The sequence below is a fragment of the Chryseobacterium sp. CH25 genome, from assembly GCF_004119455.1.
GTDB lineage: Bacteria > Bacteroidota > Bacteroidia > Flavobacteriales > Weeksellaceae > Chryseobacterium.
The window spans coordinates 20,673-35,396 of the sequence record NZ_NRQT01000012.1; the positions used below are offsets into that span (position 1 = coordinate 20,673).

A 14,724-nucleotide genomic window follows, 5' to 3' on the forward strand; every position below is an offset into this window, starting at 1 on the left:
CTGTATAAAATCAAAATCAACAATATGGAATTAGGAATAGGAATGTTCGGTGACTTGGCTTTCGACCAGTCAACCGGGAAATATAGAGATGCAGGAACCAAGATTCATGAAATATTGGAACAGGTAAAATTCATGGATGAGGTAGGAATAGATGTTTTTGCGATGGGAGAACATCACCGTCCGGATTATGCTGTTTCCTCACCAGAGATGGTATTGGCAGCAGCAGCAAGCATTACAAAAAATATAAAATTAGCAAGTGGAGTAACAGTTTTGAGTTCATCAGAACCGGTAAAAGTATATGAGGATTTTTCAACATTGGATCTTATTTCCAATGGTAGGGCAGAAATATTTGTAGGACGTGGAAGTTTCATTGAATCATTCCCATTATACGGTTATTCTTTGAATGATTATGAAGAGCTCTTTGATGAAAAGCTAGATTTATTATTAAAAATTAATTCTGAAGAAAATGTAACCTGGTCTGGGAAACTTCGTGCTCCAATGAAAGACCAGACTGTATATCCAAGAGCAAAAAATGACGGGAAACTTTCAATTTGGAGAGCCGTAGGAGGAACGCCACAATCTGTTTTAAGTGCTGCTCAGCTAGGAATGCCTTTAGTGGTAGCGATCATTGGTGGAATGCCGATTCAGTTTAAAAACCTGATCGAATTCTACAAACAGGAATACCAGAAAGCAGGACATGATATGTCTAAAATGCAGATTGCGATTCACTCACATACTTTTGTAAGTGACGATCAGAATGTAGTAGACGGATATTTCCATAACTATAAGTCTCAGATGGATAGGATTGGGTCTTCAAGAGGCTGGGCTCCTTATACAAAAATGCAGTATGATGGCGGAAGAAGTAAAGATGGAGCATTATTCATCGGAAGTCCGGCTGAAGTAGCAGATAAAATTGCTTATATGAAAGAGATCTTTGGTATCACAAGATTCATTGGACACATGGATATTGGTGATCCGGCTCATGATATCATGATGAAATCTATTGAGTTATTTGGGAAAGAAGTAAAACCATTGGTTCAAAACCTGTAATTACAGATAGTATTTAACCACAAAAGTCACAAAAGCTTTATTTTAAAATACTTTTGTGCTTTTGTGGTTTTAAATTAAAAGTTAGATGATCTCAATTAAACTTCCTCTTTCCTCATCTTTGACAATGTTAAGAGCTGTAGGAATCTTCTCTTTAAGCTCTTCTACGTGAGAGATAATCCCCACAATTCTGTTTTCCTTCATCAGGTTGGTCAATGTTTCAAATACAATATTTACTGACTCTGTGTCCTGAGTTCCGAAACCTTCATCAATAAAGAAAAAGTTTTTATCAGCCTGAGCATTGGACTGTACACTTTCTGCCAACGCTAAGGCAAGACTTAAAGATACCTGGAATGCCTGTCCACCGGAAAGTGTTTTTACACTTCTGCTTCTGCCTTCGTTGAGGTAGTCGATGATTTCAAAATCGTTATTTTCATTAAGCTGTAAACTTAATTGATTTCTGGTCATTCTATGGAAGCGAGAATTGGCATGATCGCAAAGCTGTCTCAGATAGATAGATGAAACATATTGTACAAAGCCTGCTCCTTTAAACAGGTTCATCATCAGTTTCAGGTTTTCAGAACGTTTTTGTAGTGTTGACAACTCTTTTAGAAGTTCTTCTTTTTTCTTGTATTCCTTCTCTAACCTTTCTTTTTCAGCAGCCATAGTGACAACAGCATCGTTGATTTGTTTTAATTCAGTCTGAGCTTCTTCAAACTGTTTTTCAGCCAATGAAAACTGTTCATCATCAAAGGAAAGATCTTTCAGTTTCAATTCGAGTCCTTCAATTACTTTTTTCAGGGTTTCAAAATCAATTTTAAACTGTTGAATTCTTGTTCTGGCTTCCTGAAGATTGATTTCCTGCTGCAGAATATTTTCCACTTCATTAAAAGTTGTGAAGTTCTGCTCATTTAAAGCTTTATCAATAGTCTGTTGATTCTCTGAAATTTCTTTTTCAAGTGCTACAATCTGCTTTTCAGTCTGGTCAACAATAGTCTTCTGTTCTGCAAGTTTTGGTGTAAGATCTTTTTCCTGCTGAAATGCCTTTTGATACAGTTGTTCTGTTTCCGTGTTGGATTGCACTAATTTTTGGTAAACCTCTTCAACTTCTGTTACCGATTTTGAAGCATAAGGCTCCCATTCCAAAATTTTAAGGTTGGAAAGACTGATGTTAATTTCTTTTTGCTTCGTAGCCTCTTCCAGCTTGAAAGTCTCCAAAGCATTTTTATATTTTTCAAGAACTTTATTTTCCTTTTCCAGAGTTTCGCGTTCAAGACTGATTGTTTTATCTGTTTCTTCAATCTTCTTTTCCACAGCAAAAGACTCCAATCTTTTTTTCTCAAAATCATTCTCTTGATCCGGACTGAATGGCTTCCATGTAAACTGTTGAAGATGGTTCTCTAAATCTTTTTGGATCTGCTGAAGAACTTTCTGTTCAGAGGCTAATTGTTCCTCAAAGATCTTCTTTCTATCCAGAATTTTCTCTATAGTATTTTCCTGTTGCTGAAGTTGCTGTGTTTCCTGCTCAATAGTTTTAATTTTCTCCTGAATCTCCTGTAATTCAGCATTTACATCATGAAATTCCACAATATGCGGATGTTCCTGAGATCCACATAGTGGGCAAGCCTCTCCATCATGAAGTTCACTGGCAAAACGGGAAAGTTCTTTTTGAATCTTCAAGTGATCGAGTTTTTGAGAAAGTTCCTTTTTTTGAGCTTCCAGAGCTTCTTTTTTACGATTGAAATCGGCTTTAAAGTTTTCCTGAAGAGCAAAAGGTTTCAATTCCTCAGCAATCAGTTCAATCTGTTTCTGTTGTTTTTCAGTTTTTTCAACCTGTTCCTGTTGGGATTTTTTGAGGTTTTTTTGCTGGATAAACCAATTACCTACACTTGAAAGTAAAGAGGTATCAAGCTTTTGTTCCTTTAAAACATCAATATTTTTAGAAAGTTCAATAATCTTTTTCTGAATAGCATCCCTTTGGATTTCTACTTCGGCTACCTTTTCCGAACCTTTCTGAGTTCTTTCCTTAAGTGTTTTGATCTCATCATAAAACTTAAGGATCTGGACAATTAGATTCAGGTCGTTTTCCTGTATTCTGGATTGCTCCAATGCCTTGAACTTTGGTTCCAGAGCAGTCAGTTGTTCTTTTACAGCGTTAAAAATACCTTCCGTTTCCTGTAAGGTTTTGGTATGAATTTCCTTTTCGTTCTTCTTTTCGATAATGCTTTTGGAAAGCCTGTTTTTTTCAACAATCAATGGGCTAAAAGCTCTGAAAGTACGATCATATAGGTCTGATTGAGCTTCCAGTGCATCCATGTGAGATTTCTGTTCGGAAAGTCTATTGAAATTCTCCTGGTTCTGTTTTAAACTTTCAAAATCAGTTTTTAAATTTTTCAGTTGTTGATAAGTCTGAGAAACTTTTTCAAACTTTTCATTAGCCTGAACCAGCTTTTTCTGTTCCTCACCCAACAGGTTTTTCTGAAGCTGAATTTTCTCTTCATTGATCTCTTCAAAACCTTTCAGCTGGCCTTCAAGCTGATCTAACTCAGATCTGTTTCTGGCATTTAAAGCTGAAACATTATTCTGCAGATCATAACGCTGAAGGCTGAAAATTTCCTTCATCATATTGGTTCTCTCTGCTGCACCCAATTCAAGAAACTCCTTAAACTGTCCCTGAGGAATGATGATAGTACGTTTAAAGTTGGAATAGCTTAAACCGATAATCTCTTCTGCATTGGAATGATCCAAAGGAATCCATTTTCCGTTACTATTCTCATAGAATGTTACTGAATAAGGTTTTACATCCTCAAACTTTTTAGAATTCCGTCTGAAATCCCTGGTAGCGCGGAACAGTTTATTTTCATAATTAATAAAATCAAACTCAATATAAGAGGTGTTTGATTTTAAATTCATCATGTTATACGCTCTTTTATCACGCATATTCAGACGTTCGGTTTCCCCATATAAAGCAAACGAGATGGCTTCAAGAACCGATGACTTTCCGGAACCTACTGCTCCGAAAATACCGAATAATCCGGCTTCCGTAAGATTTTTGAAATCAATAGTCTGGCGCTCCTGATAAGAATACAGACCTTCAACTGTTAATTGAACAGGAATCATAGCTTAGGCATTTAAAATTTCGTTAAACAATTTCATCAGTTCTTCATTGGCTTCCTGGCCTGCATTTTTTGATTTAAAATAATCTTTGAACAGGGTTTCTATATTCTGATTGAGATTAATTTCATGACTTGTTTCTTCATTGGATTCCTGGTTTTTAACTTTAGGAATCAAATGAACAATTCCTGTATGGGACTGATAGATCAGTCTGCGTTCATCAGCTGTTAAGAAGGTTTCACTTTCTAATGTTAATTCAATAAATGTATTTGGGTTTTCCTTTAGCCACTGAACAGTTTCATCTACGGATGTAAACGTTTTTCTTACTAAAGCTCTTCCGCTTTTCAATATCTTTTTTTCATAAGAAACAGGTTTTCCCGGTTCTGCATCAATCATTGAAACATACTTTGTCTGCCCCGCTTCACTAAAGCTGTAGCATAGGGGAGAAGAAGAGTAGATGACAGGTCTTTCCTTTGTCCCGATATTCTGAAAACCATGTAGATGGCCTAATGCTGTATATTGAATCTGCTCAGGAATACTATCAGAATAAATAAGATCTGCATTCCCGATTTTAATTGGTTTTTCACCTTCAGGTTCTTCCAGAATGTCAGCATCTCTTTTATTCATGTATAAATGAGCGGTGAGAAGGTTGATTCCGTTTTCATCACAAAACTCGTTTGCAAGATCTTTCCAGGCTCTGGAAAGGACATTATTAATCTCTTCTTCCTTATTTTCTCCTAAATATTCCTTCAAACGGATCTCATTGGCGTAAGGAGTATGCAACAGTCTCACAGGGAAATCAATAGTATTGATCTTTATTTCTATAAAGCCTTCTTTTGAATGGGTAATTTTAAAATGTTCTGTTTCAAACGGGACAATTTCTGCTTTGGGATGACCTATGAGAATAATTCCGCATTCTCTGGCCAGGGGATCCGGAGCATTGATGAGGTTGGGAGAATCATGATTTCCTGAAATAGCAATAACAGGACGTTTTCCATTCTGCGATAAACGTTTCAGAGTCTTATAAAAAAGCTCAACGGCTTCTACAGCAGGGTTGAAATTATCAAACAGATCACCGGCAATAAGGATCATATCTGCATGCTCATCATCAGCAATCGTGATGATCTCTTCCATTACTGAAACCTGTTCTTCCAGCCGGGAAAAGCGGTCCAGTCGTTTTCCTAAATGCCAGTCGGCTGTATGTAGAATTTTCATAAAAAGTATATCAATGTTTAAAGGAAATATAGGCTTTTAAAGGTCATTAGGTTAAATAATGACCGATTTCTATGGTTTATCATCAGCTTCCTTTGCTTTGAAATCCTGATGAATTTGTTTTAAACGTGCCTTTCTTTCTGCTTCTGCGTTTTGTGCTTTCTTTTTTTTCTGCTCAATCTGCTTTTTATTTTTTTTCCTGTTTGCTTCGTTGTTTTTGCTCATATCATATTTGTTGATAGCGAGTAATTTTTATGGATAAAAAATTGCTTCTTCAAAAATAAGAAACAAAATTGCAAAGTTGAAATATATTGATCATTCAATCTATGATTGGAATAAGTCTTTTTCAGTTAGATTTTTTTATTAGTATTTTTGAAAAAAAATTATTTCCACATGAGAGTTGTATTAACTTTTTGGCTTGTTTTATTGAGTTTATCTATTAACGGTCAGAATATTTCCAGAAATGCCGAAATTAGAGCAGAAGGAGTAGAATTATATCAAAGTGAAATGGCAAGCTGGTATGGTACTGATATCTTTAAGAGTCAGTATACTAAGAGTGAAAATGTAGGGGGATATTTTTCTTATCTCGATGGAAAAACACCCAGATGTATCTTCTTTTCCAAAAACAATAAAGTAATAGCAACCCTATCTTTTCCTACGGGTTATAACCCGGAAAAGGCTCAAAAAGACTTTACTGAAAGAGATTTTACCCCTAAAGAGATGGATTATTTCAGTATAAGACAAAGCGCAATCAAAAGAGTACAGAATGATACTATTTTTAAACATTATAAAAATGCCAGTCTCAATCTGGTTCCTGTTATCAGAAACGGAGTGAAAAAAGTGTATGCACTTACAGGGCCTTCTATAGATAATATTGTCATTTTTGGTAATGATTATCTTATGACTTTTAATGATAAAAATGAAGTTAAAAATGTAGAGAAATTACATCAGGGGATGATTGTTCAAAAGATTATTGATGAAAAGGGTGGATCCGTTGGGGGTGCCCATAGCCATGTTTTGGAAAACTGGCAGGAAATAACCCCAACAGATATTTGTACATTGATGCTTTATCAGAGGTTTACCAACTGGAATTATTATACTGTTGTATCTAAAAAGTATGTGAGCCATTGGGACTGTAAATCAAATGATTTGGATATCATGACTTCTGAAGAGTATGAAAAGATGGCAGATAAAGATAATAAAGAAAATAAATAAAAATAATGTCAGAATCAAAAGACCCTTTACACGGAAAAAGACTTGATGCCATTCTTGAAGAATTGGTAGAATACTATCAGGGCTTTGAGGAGTTGGGAAAACAGATCAATATCAAATGTTTTACAGATAACCCGAGTATCAATTCATCATTGAAGTTTTTACGGAAAACAGATTGGGCCAGAGCGAAAGTTGAAAGCTTGTATCTGTATGTTTTAAGACAGAAAAAAAGAGACGAAGCCAGGAATAAGAAGTAGCAGTGATGGAAGCTGGATGAATGATATCGGAAGTTTTTGCTGGTCTTACAACTTCTGATCGTTCATGGATTAAAATTCATGGTTCTGTTTTGGGATGAAAAAAGAGCAATAATTGTTTTTTATGTCTTTCATAGCTTCCTTCTTCCTTCTCCCAGCTTCCGATCTGTTTAATTCATTTCAAAAAGAGTATATTTGTATTATTAATCGTGAGAAAAAAATCACGACAAAAAAGAAAATATGACAATCGAAAACAACCACGTTGTAGCTGTAAAGTATATCCTTCACACTATCGAAGCAGATGGAACTAAAGTTCTAGTAGAAGAAACAACAGCAGAAAACCCACTTACATTTTTGTATGGTGTTGGAATGATGATTCCAAAATTTGAAGAGAATATCCTTGGTTTGAAAGCTGGTGATACAGCTGCTTTTGTAATTCAGCCTGAAGAAGCTTACGGAGAAAGACAACCTGATGCTATTGCTCAATTACCAATTGAAATGTTCAAAGAATCAGGAACTCCTCCAATTGGAGCAATTTTACCTTTATCAGACAACCAAGGGAATAACTTCCAGGCTTTTGTAGTAGAAGTAACTCCTGAAGCTGTAGTAGCAGACCTTAACCACCCAATGGCTGGTAAAGTGTTAGATTTCCAGGTTGAAGTTTTAAACACTCGTCCTGCAACAGAAGAGGAATTATCTCACGGTCACGCTCACGGGATTGACGGAACTGAGGGTCACTAAAAAATAATATGATGTCCGATTTTTTTCGGACATTTTTTTGATTGGATTTTTTATAAAGATCTCAATCTGACATAAAATAAAAATACCTCACAGAATTTTCTGTGAGGTATTTTCTTATAAGTAATAATAGTCAAATAATGTTTGGCATTCCCCTCCGCTGGAGGGGTGTCAAATCTTCGATTTGACGGGGTGGTTATATCAAACTCTTACTCCGCATCATGCTCCGTCACATCAATCAACGTAAGAAACCATTTTCCATCAATCTTCGTCATGATAAATCTGAATCCGTTAACTGGAGCATTTTCCTTACTGTTTTCAGCAAGTGTTACAAAAACAACATTTTTAGGATTGGAATTGATCTTAAAAATTTCCTGATCTTTAACCGAGTATTGCTCTAAGAACTTGTCAGCATAATTATTAACAGCATTAGAATTAAACTGAGCTGATAATCCTTCTTTTTTCCACTGTTTATTTTTTACATCATACTCAAGCGTAGTATCAAATTGTACCGGAAATTGATTTCTGATATTCCAGGCCTTTTGAATGTAATCTAATGACATACCGAAATCAATATTCTCATTTAAAACAAATCCAAGATCCCCGCCACTTTTAAAAAGGATGCCTACTCCATAGGTTTCGTTCACATATTTATTCATGAGATCGCCATTTTTGTTCTGGAAACCTTTTAAGATATCGGTCACAGCTATAGAAATCTCCTTTTTATCTTCAGCGGTTTGTGCTTTGAAAACACTAAAGCTACAAAGCATAAGCAGCAATGTGTACATAAAAATCTTCTTCATATTTTAATCTAAAAATTCACCTGAAACATAATACCAGCGTTCATGCATTTTCTGGAAAACAGAAAACTCATGATGAATTTGAGGATGTCCGTCCTGATCGGTATAATAAGCCTTAAACTCTATATGATTCAGAGCAGGAGTTTGAACGATTTCCAGTTTTGTCCATTCATTAATTTCTCCCCATTCCTGTAGATCCCTTTTGTTATGATATTTTCGTTTTCCCGGAAGGGTTGTTTCCATTAAATATTCACCATTCGGAATAGCAAAGGCGGAAAATCGGGAACGCATTAATGCTTCAGCAGTAGGAGCATGTTTTTCTCCGGTATGATAAGGCTTACAACATTCTTCGTAGGATTTTCCTGAACAGCAGGGACAATTCATTTTTTTGATTTAAAATTTTAAGTTGCAAAAATATAATAAATATCAATAGGAACGGGTTTTAGCCCGTTCTAACTATGTAACCAATCCATTAGCTTTAGCCAAAATTTATTTCCCCATTGAGCTTATCTTTCAGGTTTTGCTTTAATCAGATCTGCGTTATTTGCCTGATCTGCGAGAATAATTTTAGGCTTAGATCAAAAAAAGAAGCACTCTTAAAAAAGAATGCTTCCTTGGTATTATTTAATAAACCCTCTGTTTCTTAATAAAGGTTTAATATCCGGATCGTGTCCTGTGAAATCTCTGAATGCCTGGTTAAGATCTACAGAATTTCCTACAGAAAGAATATATTTTCTGAAACGGTCACCGTTCTCTCTTGTTAATCCACCGTTTTTGCTGATCCATTCCCATGCATCGTTATCCAATGTTTCAGACCATAGATAAGCATAATATCCAGCTGAATATCCGCCACCCCAAATGTGGGCAAAATAAGGCGTATGGTATCTTGGTGGAACTGTTGCTAAGGTAAATCCGTGGTTTGTTAAAGATTGTTTTTCAAAATCTAAAACAGGGATAAACTGGCTGTCATTGGTTACAGAATGCCAATCCATATCTAAAGCTGCTGCAGAAATCAATTCCGTAGTCATATACCCTTGGTTGAAGGTAGCTGCTTTTTTAATTTTATCTACCAGAGCCTGAGGAATAGGTTGCTTTGTTTCATAATGAACCGCATAGTTCTTGATAACCATTGGGTCAAGTGCCCAGTGTTCGTTGATTTGAGAAGGGAATTCCACAAAGTCTCTTGGTACATTTGTTCCTGAAAGAGACGGATACTTCTGGCTTGCAAACATTCCGTGGATAGAGTGTCCAAATTCATGGAAGATTGTCGAAACATCATCAAAACTAATTAATGATGGTTTTCCAGGAGCAGGTTTCTGATAATTGTAGCAGTTTACAATGACCGGTTTTGTTCCCATCAGATAAGACTGCTCTACGAAGTTGCTCATCCATGCACCTCCATTTTTAGAATCTCTAGTGTAGAAATCCAGGTAATAGATGGCGATAGATTTTCCATCATGATCGAAAACTTCATAAGTCACTACATCTGGGTGGTAAACTGGAAGATCAGTTCTCTTTTTGAAAGTTAATCCATAGAATTTTTCAGCAGCAAAGAAAACTCCTTTTTCTAAAACGGTTGTGATTTCGAAGTAAGGTTTAATTTCACTCTCGTCAAGGTCAAATTTAGCTTTTCTTACCTGTTCAGCATAGAAATTCCAGTCCCAAGGTTCTACTTTGAAACCGCCTTTTTGCTGATCGATTAGATCCTGGATATCTTTAGCTTCACGTCTTGCAGTTTCAACTGCTGGTGTGGCAACCTGGTTCATCAGCTTAGTAGCAGCTTCAGGGGTTTTCGCCATCTGATCCTGAAGCTTCCATTCTGCGAAATTCTTTTTACCAAGAATCTGAGCTTTCTTCAATCTGATTTTAGCTAGTTTTTCAATCGTTTCTCTTGTATCGTTAGCATCACCCTTTTCAGCTCTTGTCCATGAAGCTTTGAATAGCTTTTCTCTGGTCGCTCTGTTTTTTAGGTTTTGCAAAAGAGGTTGTTGGGTTGTATTTTGTAGAGCAAGAAGATATTTTCCTGGTTGTCCTGCTGTTTTAGCATCAGCTGCAGCCGCTGCAATTTCATCAGCAGAAAGTCCATCCAGTTCTTTTGCGTCAGAAAAGAATACACCACCTTGTTTTCTTGCTTCCAATAATTTATTGGCATATTGAGTAGAAAGTGAAGCTAATTCCTGGTTGATCTGCTTCAATGTTTCCTTATCTGCAGCAGAAAGATTAGCTCCTGCAATCTCAAAGTTTTGCTTATAATATTGTACCAATCTCTTGCTTTCAGGATCTAATCCGTCTTCTTTGATTGATTTGATTCTTTTATAAAGATTTTCATTCAGGTACATTTTATCAGAATGTGCTGCAAAAATAGGAGCATATTCTTCATCCAAAGCCTGTAGAGTAGGGTTCGTATTCGCACTTGTTAAGTTTGAGAATACAATCTGTGCTCTTCTCAGTACTTCACCACTTTTTTCCAATGCAACAATGGTATTTTCAAAAGTAGGGGAAGCAGGGTTATTGGCAATTTTCTCAATTTCAGCAGCATGTTGCTTTAATCCGAATTCAAAAGCCGGTTTAAAATGTTCGTTTTTAATTTTGTCAAACTCCGGAGCTTCGTACTGAAGCTTGCTCTTCTTCATAAAAGGGTTTGAAGATAATGATGGATCAGGGGCAGGAAGTTCCTGTTGAGTATCGGTCTGTTTCATTGTAGTACAAGATTGATTGAACGCCAAGGCAGAAATTAATAATACCGATGAAATATTCTTCATAAATATAGTTGTTATTAAAGTATAAAGATATTAAAAACTTGCCTTACAGTGGATATTTTAGTCTATGTATTTAATAAAACAGCTGTTTTAAACATTTTTATATAAATAGAAATAAGACCTTTGCTTTTATACAATATTTCCCAACAGTTAAATTATAGAGATTAAAAGGATAATGAGATGAAGATGTAATATTTTTTATATTTTAGTTGTTATTAAATTATAATCAAAAAATAATCTATAAAAAATAATAAACATGAAAAAAAGAACTCTTTTTATTTTTTCAGCCTTAGTGGTTTTAGCCTCATGTAATGAAAGACATGAGAAAAAAATAAAGAAAATAATGGCTGGGTAGAGAAAGTAATCAATAAGGAAGCAGGACCTATTCAGCAGAGAGAATTCAATGGAGATTTTGATGAAATTCAGGTTTCTCAGGCAATAGATGCAGAAATTGTAAAGTCAGATACTGAAAAAATAGTGATTTCAGCCCCTCAAAGTATCATTGATGAAATACTTGTAGAGAACGAAGGTGGAAAAGTACACATTCACTACAAGAAAGGAATCAGGGTAATGAATATTAATAAAGTTACTGCAAAAATTTATACCAGAGATTTTACAAAACTGACAGCAGAATCTGCAGCAAGCATTAATGTAAAAGATAAATTTACTCAGGAAAAAACTGATATTGAAGTATCAAGTGCAGGAAGTATCTCCGGAAATCTTGAAGCTAACGAATTCAATATTAATACAGATAGCAGCAGTAGCTTCAGTGGGAAGATCTGGGCTGTAAATCTTGATATAGAATCTTCATCAGGATCAAGTATTGATATTTCCGGAAAAGCTAAAAATGCTGATATCAGTTCTTCTTCAGGCAGCAGCATTTCAGCTAGGGAAGTGATTGCAGATAATGTAGTGGCTGATGCATCCAGTGGGGCCAGCATTCATATCAGCGCAGTTTCTTCCGTTAAGGCAGAAGCCTCTTCAGGGGGAAGCGTTGATATCGCTAAAAAAGGAGACCTTAAAAGCGTTACTAAAGAAGAAAGTAGCGGCGGAAGTGTGAACATCCAATAAATCAATCTTGGGATTCTTCCTCGTCTTCTTCCTCAGTGGATGAGGAATCTTCCCAATTTTTATTATCAAAATTAAGATTATCGTAAGCCAATAATTCCTCCTCACGCTGGAGGATTTCTTTTGTGGTGAATAAAGCAATATCACTATCTTCCGTTGCTTTTGCCAGTTTTCTGATGGAAGCCTTATCAATAGCCATAAATCTTTGCCCAAGACGTCTGGCTGCATACTTTCTCATCCCTGTTTCATGTAGGACATCAACGGCCATATCAACAGCTGTTCCCAATGTTTCCCGATAAATATGATTGATTCCATTGTTAAGATATTCATAGGCATCAATTCTGTTCTTTGCTCTTACGAATATTTTTACCTCCGGATAATGTTCACGTACCAATTCTGCAATAAACATATTGTCATCCGGATCATCAAGACATAATACAAGAATCTCGGCGTCTTCAATTCCTGCTGCTCTTAGAATGGGAATCCTTGTAGCGTCTCCATAATAAACCTTAAAACCATAGCTTCTTAGAAGCTTCACACGGTCAGAATCTCTGTCCAAAACAGTTGCAGATATTTTATTAGCTTTTAAAAGACGTCCTACAGTACTTCCAAAATGCCCGAAACCTACAATAATGATCTTTTTCTGGCTTACATCACTGTCCAGAATATTGTAATCATTTTCCTCTTCAGGGATTTCTTTAATAAACTTAGGGGTAATGAATTTATCATTGAGGATCAGGAGAATAGGGGTAATGCACATGGTGATTGCTGTAACAGCCATCAGTTGTGCATTCAGCTCAGGACTTAAAAGATAAAGATCTGAAGCATAATTAATCAATACAAAGGCAAATTCTCCCACCTGAGAAAGGGCGAAAGCATAGAAAAGACTTTGTGGAGTATCTATTTTATAAAACTTACCAATAGTATACAACACTAAGAACTTTACTGCCAATACCGCGAATACCGTACTGAAAATAAACAGAGGATCTTTTTGAATGATATTAAAATTGATGGTTGATCCTACACTTACAAAAAATACCGCCAACAATAGCCCTTTAAAAGGATTGATCTGTGCTTCAAGTTCATGTCGGAATTCACTGTTGGCCAGCATTACTCCTGCCAGGAAAGCTCCTAATGCCGGAGAAAGCCCAATAACGATCATTAATTCTGATACTCCAATAACTAGGAATAGAGAAGAAGCGGTTAATAGTTCTGCCATTCCTGATTTTGAAACATAGCGTAAGAAGGGTACAAATACATATCTGCCCAATAGAATCAACAAGGCTACCCCAAGAATAACGGTGCTTGCCTGAAGCCATTCCGGAAGTTTTTGTATAAGAATCTGAATTTCATTATCGTGATGCTTTGCCTTATAATTGGCAATAATTGGTAGGATAGCCAGAATAGGAATTACAGAAATATCCTGAAACAATAAGGTAGAGAAAGATGCTTCACCAGCTGTGGTTTTAAAATTATTCTTTTCCTGGAGTGTTTGTAATACAATAGCAGTAGAGGATAGGGCGAAACACATCGCTACTGCAATAGCCTTATCTATTCTCCAGCCTACACTGATGAATACAAGAAATAATAATAAAATAGTCAGAAGCATCTGAGTCAGCCCCAGCCCCATAATTTTCTTACGCATCTCCCAGAACTTCCTTGGTTCCAGTTCCAGCCCAACAATAAATAAAAGCATGATAACCCCAAACTCACTGGCATGCATAATGTCATTAACATTATTTCCGGTAAGTCTGAGAACGTAAGGACCAATGATGATTCCTCCTAAAATATAACCGATGACTGAACTCAATCCAAATTTTCTGGCTAGTGGAACCATGATAATGGCTACACCCAGAAAAAGTAATGTGTTCATCGCTAAGCTGGACTCCATATATTATTGATTGAGCAGTTCTGTAAACTCTTTTTTATGTAGAATAATTTCTTTTTTAGACAATTTATTGGCTTCGTAAACGATCTTGATAAGCTTTATATCTGCCTTGAAAACCTTTAATGAAACAATCAGTCCACTAATCAGTTCATCTACGGTATATTGATAGGTGCCGGTTTTACTGAAGGATCTTTCTTTTCCACCGGTGGTTACCAGAATATAGACTTCTTTATTTTCAAGTGGGTTGTGCTTTCCGGGCTGAAGCCAGTCGCGGTCGAAAACTTCATCAATCCATAACCTTAACAGAGGTGGCATTCCGAACCAGATCAGTGGAAACTGAAAAACAAAGCGATCGTAGTTGGCTAAACGTTTTCTTTCCCTGAAGGCAGCAATATGGAAGTCAGGATATTCCTCATAAAGATCTCTTAAGGTATAATGCTGGTGACGAACGTAGAAATTGATGAGCTCTACATTCGAATTGGAGTGCTCCAGATAAGGGTGTGCAAATACTACCAGCGTCTTCTTCATAATCCTGTTTTCAGTAAATATACTGAAAAAATATTGAATAAAAGGTAGGTTTTATGTTGATTTATTAATTTTTTAATATGTGAATATGGATTTAATATTAATTA

Annotated in this window: 14 protein-coding genes; 6 read left to right on the forward strand and 8 right to left on the reverse strand. The window is 36.0% G+C overall.

What is annotated here, in order from left to right; translation table 11 throughout:
* Positions 1 to 24: 24 nt before the first annotated feature.
* Positions 25 to 1,050 (forward strand): LLM class flavin-dependent oxidoreductase, encoded by a 1,026-nt coding sequence (locus BOQ64_RS20395; protein ID WP_129058600.1) that lies wholly within the window; start codon positions 25 to 27, stop codon positions 1,048 to 1,050.
* 81 nt (positions 1,051 to 1,131) lie between these two features.
* Here BOQ64_RS20395 and BOQ64_RS20400 read toward each other — a convergent pair whose 3' ends face one another.
* The 3 genes from BOQ64_RS20400 to BOQ64_RS23255 all read right to left on the reverse strand — a co-directional run bounded on the left by BOQ64_RS20400 (position 1,132) and on the right by BOQ64_RS23255 (position 5,598).
* Positions 1,132 to 4,167, reverse strand: coding sequence for an AAA family ATPase (locus BOQ64_RS20400; RefSeq protein ID WP_129058601.1), 3,036 nt, complete (start codon positions 4,165 to 4,167; stop codon positions 1,132 to 1,134).
* Between the two features lie 3 nt (positions 4,168 to 4,170).
* On the reverse strand, positions 4,171 to 5,376 hold the full coding sequence (locus BOQ64_RS20405; protein ID WP_129058602.1) for an exonuclease SbcCD subunit D: 1,206 nt from the start codon (positions 5,374 to 5,376) through the stop codon (positions 4,171 to 4,173).
* Positions 5,377 to 5,445: 69 nt separating this feature from the next.
* Positions 5,446 to 5,598, reverse strand: a complete 153-nt coding sequence (locus tag BOQ64_RS23255) for a hypothetical protein (protein WP_164975860.1) — start codon at positions 5,596 to 5,598, stop codon at positions 5,446 to 5,448.
* 168 nt (positions 5,599 to 5,766) lie between these two features.
* On the opposite strand from BOQ64_RS23255, the gene BOQ64_RS20410 reads away from it, so the two are divergent.
* The 3 genes from BOQ64_RS20410 to BOQ64_RS20420 all read left to right on the forward strand — a co-directional run bounded on the left by BOQ64_RS20410 (position 5,767) and on the right by BOQ64_RS20420 (position 7,580).
* The gene (locus BOQ64_RS20410; RefSeq protein WP_129058603.1) at positions 5,767 to 6,588 is read left to right on the forward strand and encodes a hypothetical protein; all 822 of its coding nucleotides are present in this window, start codon (positions 5,767 to 5,769) and stop codon (positions 6,586 to 6,588) included.
* A 5-nt stretch (positions 6,589 to 6,593) separates the two neighbouring features.
* Complete coding sequence (locus BOQ64_RS20415) at positions 6,594 to 6,842, forward strand: VF530 family DNA-binding protein (protein WP_129059831.1); 249 nt, start codon at positions 6,594 to 6,596, stop codon at positions 6,840 to 6,842.
* Between the two features lie 237 nt (positions 6,843 to 7,079).
* On the forward strand, positions 7,080 to 7,580 hold the full coding sequence (locus BOQ64_RS20420; RefSeq protein WP_129058605.1) for a peptidylprolyl isomerase: 501 nt from the start codon (positions 7,080 to 7,082) through the stop codon (positions 7,578 to 7,580).
* A 206-nt stretch (positions 7,581 to 7,786) separates the two neighbouring features.
* Here the strand turns inward: BOQ64_RS20420 and BOQ64_RS20425 are convergent, their stop codons facing one another.
* The 3 genes from BOQ64_RS20425 to BOQ64_RS20435 all read right to left on the reverse strand — a co-directional run bounded on the left by BOQ64_RS20425 (position 7,787) and on the right by BOQ64_RS20435 (position 11,139).
* Positions 7,787 to 8,380: a hypothetical protein gene (locus tag BOQ64_RS20425; protein ID WP_129058606.1), complete on the reverse strand. Its 594-nt coding sequence runs from the start codon at positions 8,378 to 8,380 to the stop codon at positions 7,787 to 7,789.
* Between the two features lie 3 nt (positions 8,381 to 8,383).
* On the reverse strand, positions 8,384 to 8,761 hold the full coding sequence (locus BOQ64_RS20430) for a YchJ family protein (RefSeq protein ID WP_129058607.1): 378 nt from the start codon (positions 8,759 to 8,761) through the stop codon (positions 8,384 to 8,386).
* A 236-nt stretch (positions 8,762 to 8,997) separates the two neighbouring features.
* On the reverse strand, positions 8,998 to 11,139 hold the full coding sequence (locus BOQ64_RS20435) for a M3 family metallopeptidase (protein ID WP_129058608.1): 2,142 nt from the start codon (positions 11,137 to 11,139) through the stop codon (positions 8,998 to 9,000).
* A gap of 253 nt (positions 11,140 to 11,392) precedes the next feature.
* Here BOQ64_RS20435 and BOQ64_RS24240 point away from each other — a divergent pair, with 253 nt between their 5' ends.
* Positions 11,393 to 11,491 carry a lipoprotein gene (locus tag BOQ64_RS24240; protein WP_228448501.1) on the forward strand — a complete coding sequence of 33 codons (99 nt, stop codon included), beginning with the start codon at positions 11,393 to 11,395 and terminating at the stop codon, positions 11,489 to 11,491.
* Positions 11,492 to 11,586: 95 nt separating this feature from the next.
* Positions 11,587 to 12,207, forward strand: coding sequence for a DUF2807 domain-containing protein (locus tag BOQ64_RS20440; protein WP_262708787.1), 621 nt, complete (start codon positions 11,587 to 11,589; stop codon positions 12,205 to 12,207).
* A 1-nt stretch (position 12,208) separates the two neighbouring features.
* Here the strand turns inward: BOQ64_RS20440 and BOQ64_RS20445 are convergent, their stop codons facing one another.
* Together BOQ64_RS20445 and BOQ64_RS20450 are read right to left on the reverse strand one after the other, a co-directional pair.
* Positions 12,209 to 14,095, reverse strand: coding sequence for a monovalent cation:proton antiporter-2 (CPA2) family protein (locus tag BOQ64_RS20445; protein ID WP_068940047.1), 1,887 nt, complete (start codon positions 14,093 to 14,095; stop codon positions 12,209 to 12,211).
* Between the two features lie 3 nt (positions 14,096 to 14,098).
* Positions 14,099 to 14,620 (reverse strand): NAD(P)H-dependent oxidoreductase, encoded by a 522-nt coding sequence (locus tag BOQ64_RS20450; protein WP_068940045.1) that lies wholly within the window; start codon positions 14,618 to 14,620, stop codon positions 14,099 to 14,101.
* Positions 14,621 to 14,724: the final 104 nt, after the last annotated feature.